At 45.1% G+C, this 20,841-nt stretch carries 14 protein-coding genes; 13 read left to right on the top strand and 1 reads right to left on the bottom strand.

Translation table 11 applies throughout. From position 1 onward, the window contains the following. Positions 1–525 precede the first annotated feature (525 nt). Positions 526–2,499: a tetratricopeptide repeat protein gene (locus ONB37_16885; GenBank protein ID MDZ7401834.1), complete on the top strand. Its 1,974-nt coding sequence runs from the start codon at positions 526–528 to the stop codon at positions 2,497–2,499. Between the two features lie 167 nt (positions 2,500–2,666). Here the strand turns inward: ONB37_16885 and ONB37_16890 are convergent, their stop codons facing one another. Further along, positions 2,667–2,810: a hypothetical protein gene (locus ONB37_16890; protein ID MDZ7401835.1), complete on the bottom strand. Its 144-nt coding sequence runs from the start codon at positions 2,808–2,810 to the stop codon at positions 2,667–2,669. Between ONB37_16890 and ONB37_16895 the strand changes: the two genes are divergently transcribed. The 12 genes from ONB37_16895 (at position 2,811) to ONB37_16950 (ending at position 20,708) form a co-directional block, all read left to right on the top strand. Further along, positions 2,811–4,016: a helix-turn-helix domain-containing protein gene (locus ONB37_16895; protein ID MDZ7401836.1), complete on the top strand. Its 1,206-nt coding sequence runs from the start codon at positions 2,811–2,813 to the stop codon at positions 4,014–4,016. A gap of 1,052 nt (positions 4,017–5,068) precedes the next feature. Next, a complete protein-coding gene (locus ONB37_16900; GenBank protein ID MDZ7401837.1) occupies positions 5,069–5,854 on the top strand; it encodes a hypothetical protein in 786 nt (261 codons plus the stop codon). After that, positions 5,851–6,609 carry a 4Fe-4S dicluster domain-containing protein gene (locus ONB37_16905; protein MDZ7401838.1) on the top strand — a complete coding sequence of 253 codons (759 nt, stop codon included), beginning with the start codon at positions 5,851–5,853 and terminating at the stop codon, positions 6,607–6,609. Before ONB37_16900 ends, ONB37_16905 begins: the two co-directional genes overlap by 4 nt. 1 nt (position 6,610) lies before the next feature. After that, complete coding sequence (nrfD, locus tag ONB37_16910; GenBank protein MDZ7401839.1) at positions 6,611–7,828, top strand: polysulfide reductase NrfD; 1,218 nt, start codon at positions 6,611–6,613, stop codon at positions 7,826–7,828. A gap of 131 nt (positions 7,829–7,959) precedes the next feature. Beyond that, the gene (locus ONB37_16915; GenBank protein ID MDZ7401840.1) at positions 7,960–9,624 is read left to right on the top strand and encodes an ATP-binding protein; all 1,665 of its coding nucleotides are present in this window, start codon (positions 7,960–7,962) and stop codon (positions 9,622–9,624) included. A 331-nt stretch (positions 9,625–9,955) separates the two neighbouring features. Further along, a complete protein-coding gene (locus ONB37_16920) occupies positions 9,956–11,371 on the top strand; it encodes a sigma-54 dependent transcriptional regulator (protein ID MDZ7401841.1) in 1,416 nt (471 codons plus the stop codon). Between the two features lie 397 nt (positions 11,372–11,768). Continuing rightward, positions 11,769–12,128: a response regulator gene (locus tag ONB37_16925; GenBank protein ID MDZ7401842.1), complete on the top strand. Its 360-nt coding sequence runs from the start codon at positions 11,769–11,771 to the stop codon at positions 12,126–12,128. A 9-nt stretch (positions 12,129–12,137) separates the two neighbouring features. Then, positions 12,138–14,711: a T9SS type A sorting domain-containing protein gene (locus ONB37_16930; GenBank protein ID MDZ7401843.1), complete on the top strand. Its 2,574-nt coding sequence runs from the start codon at positions 12,138–12,140 to the stop codon at positions 14,709–14,711. A 451-nt stretch (positions 14,712–15,162) separates the two neighbouring features. Then, on the top strand, positions 15,163–16,608 hold the full coding sequence (locus ONB37_16935) for a T9SS type A sorting domain-containing protein (GenBank protein MDZ7401844.1): 1,446 nt from the start codon (positions 15,163–15,165) through the stop codon (positions 16,606–16,608). Between the two features lie 410 nt (positions 16,609–17,018). Beyond that, on the top strand, positions 17,019–17,810 hold the full coding sequence (locus ONB37_16940; protein ID MDZ7401845.1) for a CxxxxCH/CxxCH domain-containing protein: 792 nt from the start codon (positions 17,019–17,021) through the stop codon (positions 17,808–17,810). A gap of 286 nt (positions 17,811–18,096) precedes the next feature. Beyond that, complete coding sequence (locus tag ONB37_16945; GenBank protein MDZ7401846.1) at positions 18,097–19,383, top strand: hypothetical protein; 1,287 nt, start codon at positions 18,097–18,099, stop codon at positions 19,381–19,383. 152 nt (positions 19,384–19,535) lie between these two features. Next, on the top strand, positions 19,536–20,708 hold the full coding sequence (locus ONB37_16950) for a cytochrome c family protein (GenBank protein ID MDZ7401847.1): 1,173 nt from the start codon (positions 19,536–19,538) through the stop codon (positions 20,706–20,708). Positions 20,709–20,841 lie beyond the last annotated feature (133 nt).

Genomic DNA, 20,841 nt, shown 5'->3' on the forward strand with positions numbered 1-20,841 from the left:
TTCCGATAATGACTGGCAGCATATCATAACTTCATTTTCCGTTAATCGGATATGATGGATCTTATGGTTAGACATCTAATGGTCAAGTGTCGCAAGGCTCAATCCAGTAAGCTGTGCTGCCGTCGCTAGGGTAATTAGCTCCTGACTTCCGCAAATTGGACAACATGCAATTGCTGGAGTTTGGCCTTTTTTTACCCTTTTGTGGTATTTAATAATGTTGATTTCCTTTATTTTCTTTCTAATGATTTTCTCCTGATTTAATCAACTCCTGCTTCTCTCCCATTGAACACAAAGTATATCTCTTCAAGCCATGGAATTTTTTAACAAGAAAATTTAAAAATAATTTTGATGACTTGCTTGACAAAACCATGAAAAAATTTTGAAAAAATTACGGCATGTTCGCTCTTCAAGCACATTCTATTTACTAAAATGAAAAATTATTTCTTGACAATGAAAAATTTATGTTTTAGATTTTAGCTGCAATCATAAGACGCTCTTTATATTTGGAGAACTACCGAGATCCGTATGGCTCGCAAAGGAGGAAAAAAAGTCTATCGGTTTTTCGATTTTACGATTGAAACACGTGAGCATCGTTTGCTAAAGGATGGTCAAGAGATCTATCTTCGGCCCAAGACGTTTGACACCCTGTTATACTTGATCGAGCATCATGGTCGCCTGGTCCCAAAAGATGAATTAATGAAACAGGTGTGGACTGATACCATCGTTACTGAGGCGGCTATGGCTCACTGTGTCGAGGAAGCACGAAAAGCGCTCGGGGATATTCCGCATAATCCCTGCTACATCAAGACGATTCCCCGCTTAGGCTATAAATTCATCGCACCTATTCAGAAAATTTGGCTGAACCAAGACGAGGTCGTTGAGGAAGAATTATCGTTTCTGCAAGTCACTGTTCGGGAGGAAGAACGGGAATCACCAAAGGAGATTGGGGATTCGAAAGCAATGGCATTCCCTTCAATTTCGTTCTCCCCTTTGCTTGTTCATTTACCAAACCGCCTGCAGTCATATTGGTCAAAAACACGAAAAAAAATAACCGTGCTTGTCCTGCTATTTTTAATGATGATTTTTGTTGGAAGATATCTATATCATCGCAGCCATCCTGATATTCAATCGATCGCAGTCCTCCCCCTCACCAGTTTGAATGCTGATCCCTCACAGGATTACTTTGCTGATGGAATGACCGAATCGTTGATCAATGAGCTGGCAAAGATCAGTGCAGTTCGGGTGATTTCACGCACATCGGTGATGCAATACAAGGGCGTCTATCGGCCGCTATTAGACATTGCGCAGCAACTGAAGGTGGATGCCGTTGTGGAAGGTTCGCTATTCTATTCTGATGATCGGGTGCGGATCACCGCACAATTGATTCAAGCAAAACCTGAGCGTCATTTGTGGGCAGATAGTTATGAGCGAAAGATGAGTGACATCCTCGAATTGCAAAGCGAAATCACTACAGCAATTGCCACTGGGATCAACGCAAAACTGCAGCCGCACGAAAAAGCCCATTTAAGTCGAATTCGACAAGTTAATCCTGACGCTTATCACGTTTATCTAAAAGGTCGCTTCTTCTGGAATAAGCGAACACCAGAGGGTTTTAAAAAAGGAATCGAGTATTTCAATCAAGCGATTGCAATTGACCCAAGCTATGCACTGGCTTACGCTGGGTTAGCCGATTGCTATAATCTGCTGAACGATTATGATATATTAGAACCCAGAGAAGCAATTTCCAGAGCCAAAGCGGCTGCTGAGCAGGCCCTGGCCATAGAACCAACCCTTGCCGAAGCTCATGCTTCGCTGGGTTTTGCCCTGGCCCGCTACGATTGGGACTGGAAAGGCGCCGAGCAGGAGTTGTTGCGTGCTATTGAATTGAAACCCAATTATGCGATTGCCCACCATTGGTATGCGCTGCAACTTGCGATGATGGGGCGATTCCGAGAAGCCAGGACGGAAATCAATAAAGCGCTGGATTTGGATCCGCTATCGCTAATTCTCAACGCCAATATTGGCTGGATTTATTTTTTCGAGAGAAATTATGATCTGGCAGAAGAGCAGTTGAAGCGAACACTCGAAATGGATCCAAATTTTATGTCGGCTCAAGTCAAGCTCGCCTGGGTCTACGAACAGCAGGGCCGTTATGAGCAAGCGATTGATCAATTTAACAAGGTGCTTGCTACATTCGGCGATGAACCGCATGTTTTGGCATTACTGGCAAATAGCTATGCGCTTGCTGGACTAAGTAGTAATGCTAAAAAAATTATCGAAGAATTGATTGCGGCCTCAAAGCAGAGATATATCTCTCGCTACTGGATCGCAATGATCTATGCCTGTCTTGGAGAAAAAGATAACGCTTTTTATTGGCTGAATCAAGCGATCGTTCAAAAAAATAGCGGATTGGTCTGGCTGAAGGTCGAGCCCAAACTGGATCAGTTGCGGACAGACCCAAGATTTTCTGAAATTATCCATAAAGTTGGGCTGTTTTAGTGGCATTCAAATTAGATTTTGGGGCTTAAAATCTAAAAGATTATGGTGGTGTTTTTACAAATTGACTGCATAGCCACTCATCATTGAGAAAGAGAATTTGGCGTACGGCGAAAACATTTTTGGTGTAATTCGGTTATTGATAAGAATCATTTACTCATTATTCATCTTTAGCGTTTATCTAGCTCTTTAGAAAGCATTTTCCACCTCACATAAACGATGGCAGCTCTGGCTTCGGGGATCTCCTGGATGCGAGCTGAGGAGACCACGTTTACGATGGCCCTGGCCGAAAGCTGTTTGTTGATCGCCTCCATTTGTCCTTCTGCAAAGCTGAACAATACGTCGAGCTATTAAAATTTCTGGTTTGGTGCGAGATCAATCGCACGCCTGTGAAAAAATACCCCATCGGGGTGGAAATTCTCAAGAAGGTCAAAGGGTCCAATCCCGCCATCGATCCGTCGGTGCGTATCTATATCCATCGGCTCAGGAATAAAATCAAGGCCTATTATGACGACGAGGGGAAAACCGATAAAATCATACTGACGATCCCTAAGGGGCATTATGAGGTTCGATTTCAGCAGCAATCCTTTGTCAAGCGAACCTTGCTCCAGCGCTTAGCTTCTAGACGCCTGCTCGTTCTCGGCATCATCATAGCGCTGGCAATCACCAATAGTTTGACTCTCTTTTTTTACCTCAGCCGACCAAAATCCACTCCAACCATCAGCAACCCGATCCCCAAGGATGATCCGATCTGGAGCGATTTTTTCAGCAATCACCTGCCCACCACCATTGTGATCGGCGACCATTTCCAGTTCTGGGAATTTGATAATGACCAGCAAAAGCCTCGAATTATTATCGATTATGGAATTAATAACCAAGCCGAATTCGAACAGTTCAGCCAGAAATTTCCCAAGCGCTCGGTAAAAAAAGAGCGCCATGGCGGACTGCCCGTAAATTCTGCCTGGAACATTTATGACCTCGCTCATGCCCTGTATTCATTTGATCAAACTGCCACCATTGAGCTTTCTTCTCTTTTTGCGGCGACGCAATTTGATTTGAAAAACTTCATCGACCGCAATGTGATCTATATTGGGGGCTTCAGCAGCCTCCGTGAGATTGGGACGATCCTCGCCAAGTTGCCAATCCAGTATAAATACACCAATAATTTCAAAGGGATTCTGACGGTGAGAGTTCCTGAGTCGGACTCGCTCATCAGCTTTGTGGGCAAGAAAATCGATAACCAATACCATCAGGATGTGGGGTTGATCGCTAAGGTTGCGGGTTCAAACAACGAGAATTATCTGTTCCTGTGTGGCTTCGCTTTTCCCTCCCAGATTGAAACCGTGCGCTTGCTCAATCGCCCTGAGCTGTTGGCTAATCTCTATTCTCAAATTGCAGTAGATAAGCGGGCTTTTCCCAAACACTTTATCATCATCGTTGAAATTTTATGTACCGAATTTTCAGCAATCAGCACCAAGGTGAAATATTTTCGAGAGATTCCTGCTACGGTTCAAAAATAAGCATTGAACGCCATAGTTACCTATTGCTCTTAAATTTCGCACTAGCCCCTCAACTATCAAATAGCAAACGAAAATTATCCATGACTTGTTAAGAGATTAAATCCTTTTGAAAATAATCTCTATCCCCTCCGTACATCCTCAGCTACAAATTAAATACGCAAAAGCGTTTCATATTTCTTTAGGATTTCTACATCCAATTAAATTACCCAATGGCATAAATCTTGGTCAGCTTTTTTTCTATCAAAGGGATAGAATTTTCGCCATCCAAAAGCAGTTTTGGTTACAATACCCAACAAGTCCGGTGAAACAATTTATTTGCTAATAAGAAATTCATAAGAAAATAGTGAAACTGGAAAATTGTTGTAAAGGAGAACTCTGATCCTAAAAAAATTTGCTTGATTGTTTGTTAATAATTTGATATTATGAAATAGGGCTCAAAGTGGTCAAATAGTTGGTTCTCGATAATTAACCATTTGCACAATAAATCCATAGAAAACTCAATTGCTGACTAACCAGTTTGAAGATGACCCGAGCTATTTTAGATTTGAAGCATTCAATAAATGCGATATTAGATTCTGTGAAAGCACCCTTAATAGTATCTGATTGCTGAATACTTTTCATGAAAGAGCTCCCTATCAACAAAATGACCCTTCGAAATGGATCGATAGGGCCATTCGGTAAGGGTATAAATTAAAACGTCTCCAGAAATGCTTAATATGCTTTACCAAAGGGGATGAATTTGACGTGGGGTATGCACTATCAAAAATGGCCAGCTTGGTAGCTGGACGATTGAGTAGTCAATGGTTGACACATTCAATTTCAGCTCTGGTGAATTCCATCTGTTTGTGAAAATTTTATTTCAAAACCTATGCTGCTAATTTTTCTCTTGCGAAGCTATCATATAACCAGGATATGAAAAAACTCATAAACAAAACCACCTCGATTGATAATTTTTCATTCTGAGAGCATTCATTTCTGAGGCCATCGATAGAGCTTTTTCATTTCCTGCAATATATTCTGTTTATTATTAACCAAACCATGGAAAGCAGAAAATGACAGACTCAGCCGAGAAACGGAACAACTGGTTTTCCAGAATCCTTCAAAAAATGCCTCAACAAATCAGAGCGCTAATCATTCTTGTTATCATCTTTTTGGCTGCCTTCATTTTCGGCAGGAGACTGCTGATCCCCAAAACCTTTGGAATTTACGGTCACTATCGGGCGGCGGCCGTGGATTTGAATCTGGCCGTGCCAGCTCGATATGCGGGACAGCAAATCTGTAAAGAATGCCACGAAGATATTGTGGCGATCCGAGATCAATATTCGCATCGTACCATTGCCTGCGAATCGTGTCACGGGCCTGGCTTGGCCCATAGCGAGTCGCCTGACGAGCAGGATCTGCTAGTGCCCAGAGAACGGGAATTTTGCGTCCGCTGTCACGATTACATTGCGGCTCGGCCCAAGGGTTTCCCGCAAATAAACGCAGCGACCCATAACCCTGGGAAGTCCTGCCTGGAATGCCATCCAGCACATGCCCCCACTCTACCGCACGAACCAGGCGAGTGCAGCGCCTGCCATAGCCAGGTGGCAACTGCGCTGGAAGAATCGCAGCATCAGTTCATGTCCTGCACCGATTGTCATCAGGTGCCAGAACAACACAAGATGAATCCCCGAGCCAATAAGCCCGTTCTGCCACAAAGCCGTGAGCTTTGCGCCGATTGTCATGCCGAAGGCAGAGAGACAACCGTCGATGCGCCTCGTGTGGAGCTGGCGACGCACGGCGGCAATTATGTCTGTTGGCAATGTCATTACCCCCACTTTCCCGAGGTGAAACAATGAACAATATAAGAACTGATCAAAGCCGAAGAGAATTTCTCAAACGATGTCTACAAATCATTTCTGCAGCGGCATTGGTGCCGTTGAGCGCCCAGGCCTTCGCAGCGGAAGGTTATAATCCCACTAAGCACGACTACGGAATGGGCATTGATGTCCATAAATGCATTGGTTGCGGTCTGTGTGTTCAGGCCTGCAAGACGGAAAACAACGTCCCCAAAGAGCCGTTCTATTTTCGCACCTGGATCGAGCGCTACACCATTCCTGTGGCGGGTGAAATTACCGTGGAGAGTCCCAATGGTGGCAGCCAGGGCTTTCCGCCCAGTGCATTGGCCCCAAAAGATGTGATGCGCAGCTATTTCGTGCCCAAGTTGTGCAACCATTGCGCCAAGCCGCCGTGCGTGCAAGTTTGTCCCGTCGGGGCGACGTTCGTCTCTCGGGATGGCGTGGTTTTGATGGACCCCGACTATTGCATCGGCTGCCGCTACTGCATCCAGGCCTGTCCTTATGGGGCCCGATTTATGAATCCCCATACCAGAGCCACGGACAAATGCAATTTCTGCTATCATCGCATTACCAAAGGGCTGCTGCCTGCCTGCGTCGAGGTCTGTCCCACTCAGGCTCGGATTTTCGGCGAATTGACAGCGACGCCGAATCCCTTATCCCGATTCCGCCGAGTCAATAAAATTCAGGTGCTCAAACCTGCGTTGAATACCGAGCCCAAGGTCTTTTACGCCAACTTAGACGGGGAGGTGCGATAACGTGGAAAAATTATTTGCGCTGCTCAATCATGCCTTGCAGAACGTGACTGGCTTTATCTACCCCAATGAAGTCGAACTGCATTGGAACATTCTGATCGTCATCTATCCGTATATCACAGGTCTGGTGGCAGGCGCTTTCATTCTGGCGTCGCTGGAGCGGGTGTTTAATGTCAAAGAAGTACAGCCCACTTATCGCCTGTCATTGCTGACGGCGCTGGCCTTTCTAATCGTGGCGCCGCTGCCATTGCAAGCGCATCTGGCTCGACCCGAGCGGGGTATTGAAATGTTTCTTACGCCGCATCTGCAATCCGCCATGGCCATGTTCGGTTTTGTTTATTTGTGGTATTTACTGGCGGTCTTATTGTTGGAAATCTGGTTCGATTATCGGGACAACATTGTCCATTGGTCTCGCAGTGAAACAGGAATCAAAAAAATCATTTATAAAATTCTTACGCTGGGCACGACCGATGTATCTGAGCAGTCGATCGCCCTGGATCGTAAGATCGGCAAATTCATCACCATCATCGGCATTCCCTCGGCGTTCCTGTTGCATGGTTATGTGGGATTCATCTTCGGTTCGGTGAAAGCCAATCCCTGGTGGAGCAGCGTGCTCATGCCCATTGTGTTTTTATTCTCCGCCATTGTTTCGGGCATCGCTATGGTGCTGCTGCTTTATATGATCAGTAATTTCCTACGGGGCAAAAAGAACAACATGCCATGTCTGGACAAGCTGGGTTCCTACTTGCTGTATGTAATGCTCATCGACTTTTCGCTGGAGTCGCTCGATTTTATCCAGCGGCTGTACGAGGCTGAGGAATCCATCAAAATATTGGGGGAAATGGTGCGAAGCAAGCTTTTCATCAGCTTGATCGTCTCGCAGGTGATCATTGGAACCGTGTTGCCAATTCTATCTTTGGCGTTTGTCAAACTGATCCGCACAGCCGAAGCATTTCGTCGAGCCATTTATTTTATTACCGCCATTCTGGTGCAAATCGGTATTTTCAGCATCCGCTGGAATGTGGTTATTGGTGGCCAATTGTTCTCCAAAAGCTTCCGAGGGTTGACCGTTTATAAAGTGGAGCTCTTTGGCATCGAGGGGCTCTTGATGGCGATCGGTTTGCTGGTCCTGCCCTTTGTTATCTTATGGATATTGGTGAAAATTTTGCCGCCGTGGAGCGAGAGCGATCTCTCGATCGATCCACTGCGCAATCAGAGATAACCAAAGATCAATTGCCAATCTCATAACCTGCTGCCGGCAGGATGTCAAATAGAGCAAGGCGTCATAGCCTTTGGCCTATTGATCATTTGATTTTTAGTTCACTGAATTTTGTTGGAGCGGATGTAACATAAATGAAATATCGGACGCTTATTTTCGTGCTCCTTGCGATCATCATTTTTGTGCTTGGCCTGATTGCCCATTTGCAATATTTTCGAACCAAGCGGCATATTATTGAGTTTTACAGCCAAAAGCAGATGACGCTAGCAAGACAGGCCTCATTAGGTTTGGAAGCATTCATCAAAGATCGCATTCGAACTTTGGAGGTCTTAGCAGATAAACCAGATTTTAAACAATTCGTGATCCCGAATATTTCAGCCGAATTACAATACACCTACAACAAAGTTATAGGTTTTGAATACCTTATTTTGGTGGATCTTTTTGGCCTTCCGAAAATCGGATACCCAGATAATTTTCCGTGCTTAACGGACCAAGCTCCTCAAATGCAACAAAAGTTCCTCGAATCTTTTGCAGCCGCTCGAGATCGTCGAAACACTGAAATATTCTCAAAAGATACCCTTGTAAGTGGGAAAGTTTTTATCTGTTTGATTTCACCAATTTATTCATACCGCAATGAATTTCAAGGCGCTATTTTAGGGGTGCTACATATCAATACAGCTTTACAAGAAGCGCTAAAACCCGTCTTTAAAGGAAAAGATGATTACGTTTGGCTTCTCAATGAAGGGGGCTATTTGCTCTATCACCCCAATCATGAAGATATGCTGCTGCGAAATATGATCAAATCGGAACCAAGCTGTCAGACATGTCACCAACCATTTATCTTTGAGCAACAAATGCTCATGACTGAAATTGGGGTTGGGATCAAACAAAATCGAAACTCTCCGAAAGTGTTGATTGGCTACGCTCGAGTCTCGTTACCAAATACCCATTGGATTGTGGCAATCAGCTCTCCTATCTCCGAGCTACTGGTATCGATTCGAAATCAATTTATCAGTTTCCTCTTGCTGGTTATTTTCATGATGCTGGCAATCACCTTAGGTGCTGTTTTGATCAGTCGCATTAACCACAAATTAATGCTGGCCAAATGGGAACGGGACCAGGAACGTCAGAAGCATCTGGCTATTATCGGCGCCATGGCAGCTCGCATCGCTCATGAAATCAAAAATCCTCTGGCCAGTATTCAAACGGGCATTCAGTTGCTGGAAAGCCAGCTCCAGAATGGAGAGCCACAAAAGAGCTACTATGAGCGCCTACGGAATGAAATCCAGCGGGTTGATAAAATCTTGAAGGGACTGTTGTCTTACGCCCGTGAGGAGCGACTTGAAACCCGATTAATGGATATCACCCCATTGATCAAACGCTTTGCGGCGTTAATCACACCGACGCTGGAAAAGCAGGGATTGGTACTGGAGACGCATATCGACGCCGATCTGCCACAGCTCTGGTTGGATGAGCTCAAAATGGAACAGGTGCTCTGGAATATTATGTTGAATGCAGCTCAGGCCAGCCCCCCTGGCGGACGAATTACTTTGGCTGTTAATAAAAATCACGGGGGACTGGAAATCCGATTGCGGGATGAAGGTTCAGGAATTCCAGATTCGATTCGTCAAAAGATCTTTCAGCCGTTTTTTAGCACCAAGCCCCACGGGACTGGTCTGGGGCTGGCGATCAGTCAGAAAATTGTCGAATTGCATCGAGGCAAAATTACCATCGAAAGCAAGGAAGGAGCAGGCACCACTGTGGTAATCTATTTGCCTGCGCGAGAAGCCAAAACATGATGGCTGAGAAAACTTTCCCTGCTAATTGATAGCTGTCCGAAATTATTATCAAGTGTCATTTCGAGCCACCAGTTGGCGGAGAGAAATCTGTAATTCCAATCTTTGTGTAAAAATTAGATTCCTCACTTCGTTCGGAATGACAATCTCAGGGACATTTCGTTCAGGCTCTAATTAAGCCAATGAAACCAATCTCGCAACTGACGAATTTTCAGCTTTAATGCAATCGACAAGGTTTTAATCATTAGGCCTCACATGAAATTTGCCAATGTTAATCCCGAAGAGTAACAACTGTGTAAATCTCATTTAACATCCATTGGAAGCCATTTGAAAAATGAACCCTTATATTTTAATTGTAGATGACGAGGAAAACCTGGCCTTTTTTCTAAAGAGTGCACTGGAAGCCAAAAATTATGCAGTGGAGACGGTGGGATTATTGGCTGAAGCGAAAAAGGCGCTGGAGTCCAAATTTCCCGACCTGCTGCTGCTGGATTTGAATCTACCAGATGGGAATGGACTGGAGTTATATCGCCTCATGAAAGAAAAGGGCCTGGGCATTCCGACGCTGGTGATCACCGCCCACGCCTCGGTAGGATCGGCTATCGAGGCGCTGAAATTGGGGGTGGATGATTACATTATCAAACCTTTCGAGCTGGATGAAATTCTGGTCAATATCGAAAAGCAGCTTCAGCGATTTCAACTCAACAATCAATTCAATTACTACAAGCAACGGTTACAGGCATCGTATCAGGACGAATTTTTCATCAGCACGCTGCCCGAGATGCAGCAACTTCAAAATCTGGCAATAAAAGTAGCGCAGGTTGAAGAAAGCACCATCCTCATAGAAGGGCCAAGTGGTACAGGCAAAGAGATGCTGGCTCGATTTATTCATCACCATTCGCCGCAGGCCGATGCTCCTTTTGTGGAGATCAATTGCGCTTCTTTGCCAGAAAATTTATTGGAGAGCGAACTGTTCGGCTATGAGCCTGGTGCCTTTACCGATGCCAAAAAGCGCAAGATCGGCTTGATCGAATTGGCGCATAAAGGGACGCTATTTCTGGATGAAATTTCAGAGATGTCTCCTGCCCTGCAAGCAAAATTGTTACGGGTGATTGAGACTCGGGTATTCAAACGATTGGGTGGGATCAGGGATATTAAAGTGAGCTTGCGGATTATTGCCGCTTCGAATCAAAACATTCGCCAGCGAGTGGAAGAAAAAAAATTTCGTGAGGATCTATTTTTCCGACTGAACATGTTCTATCTGACGCTCCCACCTTTGAAGGATCGTAAAGCTGAGATTCTGCTAATGGCACAGTTCTTTTTAGAGAAGATTGCCCGTCAACTACGGCGTCCAGTGCGACGCATCGCTGCTGATGCCCAGAGGATGATTCTGGATTATGATTGGCCAGGCAACATCCGTGAACTGCGCAACACTATCGAACGAGCCGTGATCCTATGCGACGGGGATACAATTGAGCTCAGACATTTAGCCTGCGAAATGATGCAGCAGCAAGCAACTTTAAAGTCATTCCAACCGACCATCGCCGATCTGGAGCAGCTTTCTTTAAAGCAATATTTAGATGGGATCGAGAAATCACTTCTGCTGCAGGCATTGCAGATGAGCGGCGGGAATCAATTGCAAGCGGCAAAAATTTTGGGAGAGGAACGGCACATTGTTCGGTATTTAATCAAAAAGCATAACCTAGAGGACTATCAAATCTCAATGCCCAAAATTTCAAATATCAAATAGATCATAATATTGATATCATTTGGTAGAATGAGATTTTTTTCCAGCGGATGATCAGAAAGCAACACAAGCAAAATCTCGGCATTGTCGCTATGCAACCGATTGTATCAATCCTGTGGAAATGGTGATGTTCATCGCTTTGCTATGTTTATCCCCCCGAGCTTATGAAGTGGAGAAAATTAGCCACTTTATTAACCAACAAAATTCCAAATGATTATCCCTCCTATTCGGTCATTTTTGCCGCGTTTTGTCAATAATTTCTGGTGAATTTTAGCCTTTAAAAAAGTTGCATGAAGAATGATTACCCATTAAGCAATTGAATTTAGAGTAATTGCTGAGCCATAAAATAATGGCATATAATTTGACATTTATTTTACAGAAGCGTCATAAAGGGCAATCAATGAATATTCTGGTGATCGAAAACGAAGAGTTTCTGGCAGAGAACCTCTGTCGCTATCTCAAAAAAATTGAAAATTTGAGCATCAAGTATGTGACAAGCGCCCAAGAGGCGTTGCAACTTTTATCTAAAGAATGCTATGATTTAATCATTTCGGATCTATGGTTATCAGATGCTGAAGCTGATGATTGGCTATTGCAAGTTGGCGAAATTTGTGAGGGGCAAAGCTTAATTATCACGTCTGCCTATCCCATACCCGAAAAGGTGCGATTGTCCAATAAGCTGAATATCATTGGCTATTTCGAAAAGCCATTTGATATAAAAATTATAGTTAACTTAATCAATCAATTAACCAAATCATGAGGAGTTGTTATGGTTAAAAAAGCTACCCTAATTATCATGGTCGTATTTGTTGTTGCAGGCATGGTAGCAGCGCAGACTGTGAAATTGGAGCCTTATGGAATTTCGCCCCGTGATGCAGCGAAAGATCCCAACGATCTATTTGATCGGGCTTATAATGGCCTGCTCAATGTTGGGGTCGAAACTCAGATGTATTTGAAAGGCTCTATTTCCAGCGGCAAGCTAACAAGCCCAAGCTGGAGCGTGACCAAAGCCCCTACTGGTTCGGTAGCGACGATCACCAAGACCGTTGATCTGGATACAGCCACCCAGGTCGCTGTGTTCACACCTGACCTCGTCGGTACTTATGAAGTACAATTTTCTGCCAGCGGCAAATCTGCAAAAGTGACCATCAATTCAGCGACTTATGTTGGGGTAGGTGATGGCAACTGTGCCCTTTGCCATAGCGGAAAAACCAATGAATGGAAAAAGACGGGGCATTATTCCCTGTTTGAACGAGCCATGAATGGCGATCCAGAGGTTGCGGGGCATTATGCTTCCTATTGTATTAGCTGTCATGTAACAGGTTATGATAGAAACGCCAAAAATAATGGTTTTGACGATCGACCATTTGTTTTTCCAGATTCGCTTTATCCTGGTCAATATGATAGCTTGCTGAAAAAATTTCCTGATGCCATGAAATTGGCCCGGATTCAATGTGAAAGTTGCCATGGCCCAGCAAGCGCTCACATGGGTGTAACCAGTGATTCCAAAATGGTATCCTCATTGAATACGGAAAATTGCGCCTGGTGCCACGACTCTGGAACATTTCACGTTTATCCTGAGCAATTGGATTATTCCGCTCATGCGCACGCTACGTCAACGCCGAGCGGGCCGGGTCGTGCCGCTTGCGTCCGTTGTCACACGGCGGCTGGATTCGTGGATTTTCTGAATGGAGTCACACCGCCACGCACCGATTACGTTCCAATCACCTGTTCAGCTTGTCACGACCCGCATAGCGACAAGAATGCCCATCAAGTGAGAACTGTGGAGGCCAAGTTAGCCACAGGAGAGGTCATCACCGAAGGTGGTCTGGGCAAGCTCTGCATGAACTGCCATCAGAGCCGTCAGAATGCAGTGACATATACAAATGCTGCCTCCAGTCGTTTCGGTCCGCACTATGCTCCTCAGGCGGATATGATCAGTGGCAAAAACGCTGTCACCTTTGGCAAGAATCTACCGACTTCGCCCCATCTGAAGGATATCGAAAACTCATGTGTGGATTGCCACATGGCCCCAGGCATGTCCATCGATCCTAACACTATCGTGGGCTCCCACTCATTTAAAGTCGTGGACAATAATGGCAAAGACAATGTTAAAATTTGCCAGGGATGCCATGGCAATGTCGGTGAAAGCTTTCACGAAAAGAAATTCTACGTCAATGGCAATGCCGATCATGATGGTGATGGCAAGGAAGAAGGATTGCAAGAGGAAGTTCAAGGCTTGATGGATCAATTGGCGGCATTGCTACCCAATCCAGATCCGCATGCTGAAGTAAACAATACCTGGACCAAAACCGAATTGAAAGCTGCTTTCAACCATCGGATGGTTTACTATGATGGGAGTCTTGGCATACATAATCCTGCATTCACCGTCGCTCTACTTAAAGTTTCGATCCAGGCGTTGAAAAACAATGCGATTGAGGGCGAAATCGTTGCCATCGAAGATGTTCCCAATGATCAGGGCAAACAAGTCACAATCATCTGGGATAAATTTGTCGATGACGGTGTGGCCGTTGATCCAGTTGCCAAATATATTGTCAAACGCCAGGATGGTGAGGTCTGGGTTGGCGTCGGCGAATACACCGCCCACGGCGCCGATCGATATGCGTTAGTCGTTCCGACGCTTTATGACTCAACGGCTGCCGGATTAGCTCTGACCACCTTTAAAGTCGTGTCCATTTCGCAATCGGGGAATGTTCATGAATCATTGCCAGCCCAAGGGTATTCAGTGGACAACTTAGTGCCTCATGCCCCAGGCAATTTCATGGCAATGGTCGCTGCTGGCAATGTCGAGCTAAGCTGGGAAGCACCTGCAGATCCTGACATCAACTATTACAAAGTCTTTCGGTCAACAGACCCATCATTTGTCCCCAGTGACAATAACCTTGTTGGGACCACAGTAGAACTCAAATTTACCGATAAGCCAACATCGCTGGGAAGTTACTATTATGTGGTTGCTGCGGTTGACTTCTCAGGAAATTTGGGTGAATTCACTCATCCTGTGAATGCCACCTTAACTTCAATCGATCAGGCCGACACTGTCCCATTAACTTATGAGCTCTATCAGAATTATCCCAATCCATTCAATCCTGAGACCTCAATTAAGTTTTCGCTGAAGGCAGCGGGAAATGTTTCGCTCACCATTTACAACTCGGCAGGACAAATGGTGAAAAAGCTGATCGATCAGGAGATGGCGGCTGGGAATCACAGCATTAGCTTTATCGCCGATGGTATGTCTTCTGGTGTATATATCTACCGCATCGTGGTCCACAATAGCGAAGGCAATCAGTTCCAGGCGATTAGGAAGATGATATTGATGAAATAATAATTCAAATTATAATTCAGAAATGTTCCGATGAGTTAAACTACTCATTCAATTTCTTCAGAAAAGCCGACCTCAGTGAGAATGAGAGTTGGCTTTTCGTGTCTAAAAGAAACTCAAACTGCGTCTCTTTGCGAAATGTCATAAGAAGATTACATTCTTATAACTGGGCAAGCAGGAATTTCATCACTCGATTGACTTAAGCATCAATTTCCAAGAATATTCCTGTCACCCAGCATAGATAAGCAGGAATGCCACTGTCTCTTTAAGTTTTGATTCTTTAAAAAGTAAGCCAACTCCTATGCGATCAAATTAGGGCTGCTTAATAATACAGAAATTTTGTCCAAAATTCTTTAGCAAACTCAATTATTCAAAAAAATAGATTGCATTTTTAGAAATATATTATTATATAAAATTCCTAAATCAATTTCTCACCAATTTTAGGAGAAATACTATGAAGTATCTTACCAGAGCAGCGATGCTGACATTTCTAATCCTATTGATTGCTGCATCGCTTTATGCCCAGGTGCATTTTGCTACCAGCATTCACGCGACGCGAGCGGGCAAAAATTTTTGGTATGGCGCAGACACCAGTGTTACCAAATCCCCAGCACCAGGATTCGAGACATTAACCAATGTCCCAATTAGCCATCCAAATGTTGCCTGTAATTCCTGTCATCCAGGCGATAATTTGGATGCCAATGGTGATGCCTACCCAACTCCGTTTCCAGGCGCCAGTTGTGTCGACTGTCATGCCACCAAATCGGGCAACCGAGTGACAGAAGATGATTGCTACGGCTGTCATAGCCGTCAGGTCACTGAGGCTAAGACATTGAATTATTCTGATGTGCATCGCAGTGCCAGCACCCCCTTAAAATGCTGGGATTGCCATAAGAAATCAGAGCTGCACGGCGATGACGGTGTGGCTTACAATTCGATGTTCGAACCTGGGGCAATAAAAGCTGATTGCGGGGATTGCCATACCACCCAGGCAGGAACGCTCCCAGATCATAGCACTTATGATCCACACAAAGGAAAGCTTCATTGCGATGCCTGCCATACTCAAACGGCCGTGGCCTGCTACAACTGCCATTTTGAAAGCCAGGTCGATGCCGCTAAGAAACGGGCGAAGCAAACCATCCATGGTTTCATAATTTTGGTCAATCGAGCAAAAGATGGCAAAGTCGGAACCGCTTCATTCCAATCTCTGACCTATAAAGGCCATGCATGGGTGGCGTTTGGACCGTTCCATTCCCACTCTGTGACCGATAAAGGCAGAAAGTGTGTGGATTGCCATCAGAATTTCGGCGGCCAGATCCCTGCCATTCAGGAGTACAATGCCACAGGCAAGATTCATTTTGCCAAATGGAATACCGCTGACAGCACATTGAGCTTTGTGAAGGGTGTCATCCCATTCCCAGAAAACTATCAAACCGCCTTCAAAATGGATTTCCTGACCTATAATGGCAGTAGCAGTGATCCAGTTGCCCCATCGAAAAATTGGTCATTCATTGGTAAAGATACTTGGGATGGGCATCAATTGCTTTTTGCGACCCCGTTAAGCCGTGCCCAAATGAGCAAGCTTGGGATGAATCCGCCGACAAGTATCGATGATGCCGCAAACGGTGCTCTACCCGTTCGCTATGCGCTGCATCAAAACTACCCCAATCCCTTTAATCCAACCACCACGATCTCTTTTGAATTAGCGGAGGCGCAATTCGTTGAGCTGAAGCTTTTCAATTTAGCGGGACAGGAGATCCAAACATTATTGAGCCAACCATTATCAGAAGGGCGTCATACTGTGACGCTATCCGCTCATCATCTTCCTTCAGGCGTGTATGTCTACCAGCTCACGGCAGGCGATTATACCGCTAGTAAGAAATTAGTGGTGATGAAGTAATTCGTTCTAAAAATTCGGTTACAGTATTGCAAAGCCGACGTCTTCAATTTAGACGTCGGCTTTGAATTGTTAAATCCTGGCTGAACGCATAGAAATAAAAATGATAAATCGCTGATGCACTCGATGGCGTTGATGCGCATATTAATAATTTTTCTGTTGACTTTTTGAAAAAATTTTAATATGATTGTTTGAACTTTCAATTCAAATAAATGCATCTTAAGAGATGTTAATTTCATCGAAGAAAACATCGCATCTATTATCGCCCTTGCTCAAAGCACCAATAGCATGCCGTCTATTCAATCTATGCATTAATAAACTATTTTCTCAGCAAAATATTTTTGTTCCATCCCCCACACGAATTTTGTTCGCCATAAAAGGGGGCAAAATCAATTAACCGGAATGAGAACAATATGAAAAAGACCCATTTATTTTACCTCGTCGTCACAGGGATGATGCTTAATTTTATCGCCCATTGTAGCAAATTGCAAGAAGACTTGCCGACCCAACCTCAAGCGCCACCAGTTCAGGCTCATCCTTCTGGCTGGACAGATACCCTGGCAGCGAGTTTTCATGGCAATTATATCCGCCAGCACCAGTGGGATCTGACGAGCTGCCAACAATGTCATGGGAAAGATTACGCTGGTGGGACATCGAAGAGTTCTTGCAATACCTGCCATATAGGCACGCCTGAGGGGTGTACCACCTGTCATGGCGGTGTTGACAACAACACAGGCGCTCCACCTAAAGATTTGCAGGGCAATAAAACCACGACGGTAAAAGGCGTCGGCGCTCATACTATTCACCTCACAGGCGGGGCTTTTAGCAACGGTTTTGCCTGCACCGAATGCCACAAAAAAGTGGAGCATTTCAACGACAGCCATCATATTGGCCCCGAGCTGTTGCCTGCTGAAATCGTCTGGGGCGAGCTGGCCAAAAAAGGTGATGCCGAGCCATTGTGGGATGGAGTCCAGACCTGTCAAAATGTCTATTGCCATGGCGAGTTCAAATATGGCAACAAAGACAATAATCCCTCTTGGATCAAAGTTGATAGCAGCCAGGCTCAATGCGGTTCGTGTCATGGTTTGCCGCCAGCCGATCCTCATCCGGCTGTCACCCTGTGCTATTTTTGTCATCCTGGCGTGGTCAATGCATCGATGGAGATCATTGACAAAAACAAGCACATTAATGGAGAAAAAGATTAATGATAGCTCTCTCCCACAGAAACGAAATGCCACAGAATTAAAAAGATCAAAGATCCATTTCTGTGGGACAGCAGTTCTGGGGGAGAAATATACTTCTGAAAAATAGAGAAGCTTGTCATTCCGAGCGAAGCGAGGAATCCTGTAATTTTAAAAGCAATAACGGATTGCCTCGTCGCTTCGCCCCTCGCAATGACTTTGTTATTTTACATGAATTTAGTAGGAAAAAGACTTTCTAAGCCAAGCTCGAATGAACAAAGCGAACGTATCTCAACATGGAGACTCCAACATGAAAACTGCTTGCCATTGTTTTCTAATAATTGTGTTTTTGTTGATTGTCATAGCCGCCCCCAATTATGCTCAAACCATCAACGCCAGGTTTACCACTGCAGCCTACGCCTGGGAGCAACAGGAGATCGATTCCTCGAAGGCGGATCATTTTCGCTTTTACCAATTGGCGCAACTGTCCATCGGCAGGCTGGGGCTGCCCAATCTCTCGTTTCACAGCTATATCCAATTCTCCAATGACTTTTCCGATCAGGCAGTTGATGATCCCCGCTGGTGGATTTATAACTGCTATTTCGATTTGAAAAATATTGCAAATGCCATTGACGTTAGTCTGGGACGGCAACGCATTTATGCTGGGGTCGGCTATGGCACGGTGGATGGCTTGCAATTGCAATATCGAGTGAAGGATTATTTTAAAATCAAATTTTATATCGGAACCCTGGCCCCGCTCGCCAAATCTACTGAAGTCCGCGATTTTAATTCTGATAATCTCACTTACGGCTTTCATTTGTCATCGACAAAGTTGAAAAAAGTGCGCCTCGGTTTGAGCTATGCTCGCCAGAGCGTGGAGCCAATGCAATATCGCTCGCCTGGTCTATACACAGGCACATTTCGGCTGGAGCATCCCATAACTGTGTGGCAAAAGGAACTGATTGGGTTGGATGTGAGCAGCCAGGTGTCCTCAAAATTTCAGCTCAATGGTCGGCTGGATTTCAATCTTCAGGCAGAAAATGTAAAGCGAGGCGAATTGGGCGGGCGCTATCAATTCAATCGAAATTTCGAAATCGGGCTGGACTATATCTATCGCACACCGTACATCGATCAGAATTCAATCTTTTCGGTGTTCGAGATCAATCCCAATCAGGAACTCGCCTTGCAGGGACGCTATCGCTGGAATGATTATCAATTTTATTTAACGGCGGCCAACGTGATTTTAGAGGATGACAACAATTTTCGGCTTGGCCTGGGGTGCAGTTGGAAGTCGCTCTACCTGGGATATAATCGACGGGCGGGCTATGGTGGCGATAGCGATGGATTAACGTTCAATTTCAGCTATCCTTTGTTGCCGAAGCTGAATGTCACGCTCGGCTCGAATTTCGCTTCGTACCGATTCTCTGAATTTTCGACTGAAAAGGATCAGGCAGTGGCAGGCGTGCTGGGATTGGATTATAGCCCCACCAAAAATCTGACGTTGCAAGCGGAGGGTCAAGTTTTAAATAACAAGATTTTCAGTCATGATGTGCGGTTTTTCTTCAGAGGAACGTATGCATTGTTTCAGCGGCTGTGACGATTTTTCCCCAACGGATGATAAAACGCCAACGGATGTTTTTCTAAAAGAAAATCTGTTGATGTTCCATCATCCGTTGGATAGATTGTTTCATGATAATCAAAAAAGTCGCGTCATATAAATTCCCAAAAATCTCTTTTCAGGAGAGAGTAATGAAAAAGCAATTCATTTTGATCTTGTCAGGCATCTTAATTTTGAGTAGTTTCCTTTTTATCAATGCCCAGGATAAGCAAGGGATATCGAAGAGCCCGAAATTCTCGCACCAGAAACACCTCAAAGACGAAGGGATGGAATGTACCGATTGTCATGCTTCCATTGCCCAGAGCACCAAAGCTGACGATCGTAACCTCCCAGGCCATGATGTTTGCCAGAACTGCCATGACGTCGAGGACGATCAGAAATGTACATATTGCCACATCGATCTGGGAAATCTGGAGCCCTGGCCTACTCCAATGCGAAAATTTTATTTCAACCATCAGGCACATGGTAAGTTGTCCTGCCAGAAATGCCATGAAGGGATCGAGAAGGCAGACATCGGCGGTGGCAAATTCATTCCTTCCCAGCAGAATTGTAATTCTTGTCACAACGGTCTGACTGCCACGATGGAATGCTTAGAATGCCATTCGAGCTCCACTCCATTTCGACCTGACAATCACGTTCCTGCTTGGTCTCGGGAACATGCCGTTCATGTGAGAGCGAATGTAAGCGATTGCGGCCATTGTCATACCGGGAATTACTGCCAGGAGTGCCATGAGTCCACGAGTTTGATTACCACCAAAATTCTGCCTCAGAGTTATTACCCCAATTACTCGCCGCATCTGAAAGGGCAGGAAAACCAAGTGATCAAATCGGTCCACGGTTTGAACTATCGGTTTGTGCATCAGCTTGATGCGGCAGGAAAGGAGAAAGATTGCCAGATCTGTCACGAGACTTCGAGCTACTGTGCTCAATGCCACAATTCAGGCTTCAATGCCCAGATGCGACCTGCATGGCATGGTGGTCCCGATTGGGGTGCTATTGCGCTGGGCGTTGGCACGGGCGGTGGCCGCCATGCGGAATTGGCTCGACGGGATATCGAACGCTGTGCCGCCTGCCACGAAGTCCAGGGCGCTGATCCCGCCTGTTTGCAGTGCCATACCGATTTTGATGGAATCCGAAATACCAATCCCAAAACCCATGGCTCGGGCTTTGCCAATCGTTTCGAGGAAGACTCGGATTTCCATCACGATGATGGAGCAATTTGCTTTACCTGCCATACGAATACCAAACGGGCAGGCGTGGGATTTTGTGGCTATTGCCATGGTCACAAGGAGGACGAGCATTGATAGCGACCCGCAGGCGGTAGCTGGGTCATCATCGCCGAATTGATCGAAGCCACTCGTCGCTTTTCATCGTAATAGCCGTAGAAAAATAATTATGCTAACTCATCTGAAAAGTTGTTGTTCGATCGCATAAGTT

Source organism: candidate division KSB1 bacterium (assembly GCA_034506395.1).
Lineage (GTDB): Bacteria > Zhuqueibacterota > Zhuqueibacteria > Thermofontimicrobiales > Thermofontimicrobiaceae > Thermofontimicrobium.

Excerpts from the sequence above, each read along its gene's own strand:
- ONB37_16885 (MDZ7401834.1), top strand. The coding sequence starts at position 526 with ATGGCTCGCAAAGGAGGAAAAAAAGTCTATCGGTTTTTCGATTTTACG.
- ONB37_16900 (MDZ7401837.1), top strand. The coding sequence starts at position 5,069 with ATGACAGACTCAGCCGAGAAACGGAACAACTGGTTTTCCAGAATCCTT.
- ONB37_16950 (MDZ7401847.1), top strand. The coding sequence starts at position 19,536 with ATGAAAAAGCAATTCATTTTGATCTTGTCAGGCATCTTAATTTTGAGT.
- ONB37_16890 (MDZ7401835.1), bottom strand. The coding sequence starts at position 2,810 with ATGGAGGCGATCAACAAACAGCTTTCGGCCAGGGCCATCGTAAACGTG.
- ONB37_16925 (MDZ7401842.1), top strand. The coding sequence starts at position 11,769 with ATGAATATTCTGGTGATCGAAAACGAAGAGTTTCTGGCAGAGAACCTC.
- ONB37_16915 (MDZ7401840.1), top strand. The coding sequence starts at position 7,960 with ATGAAATATCGGACGCTTATTTTCGTGCTCCTTGCGATCATCATTTTT.
- ONB37_16905 (MDZ7401838.1), top strand. The coding sequence starts at position 5,851 with ATGAACAATATAAGAACTGATCAAAGCCGAAGAGAATTTCTCAAACGA.
- ONB37_16945 (MDZ7401846.1), top strand. The coding sequence starts at position 18,097 with ATGAAAACTGCTTGCCATTGTTTTCTAATAATTGTGTTTTTGTTGATT.
- ONB37_16920 (MDZ7401841.1), top strand. The coding sequence starts at position 9,956 with ATGAACCCTTATATTTTAATTGTAGATGACGAGGAAAACCTGGCCTTT.
- ONB37_16935 (MDZ7401844.1), top strand. The coding sequence starts at position 15,163 with ATGAAGTATCTTACCAGAGCAGCGATGCTGACATTTCTAATCCTATTG.
- ONB37_16930 (MDZ7401843.1), top strand. The coding sequence starts at position 12,138 with ATGGTTAAAAAAGCTACCCTAATTATCATGGTCGTATTTGTTGTTGCA.
- ONB37_16940 (MDZ7401845.1), top strand. The coding sequence starts at position 17,019 with ATGAAAAAGACCCATTTATTTTACCTCGTCGTCACAGGGATGATGCTT.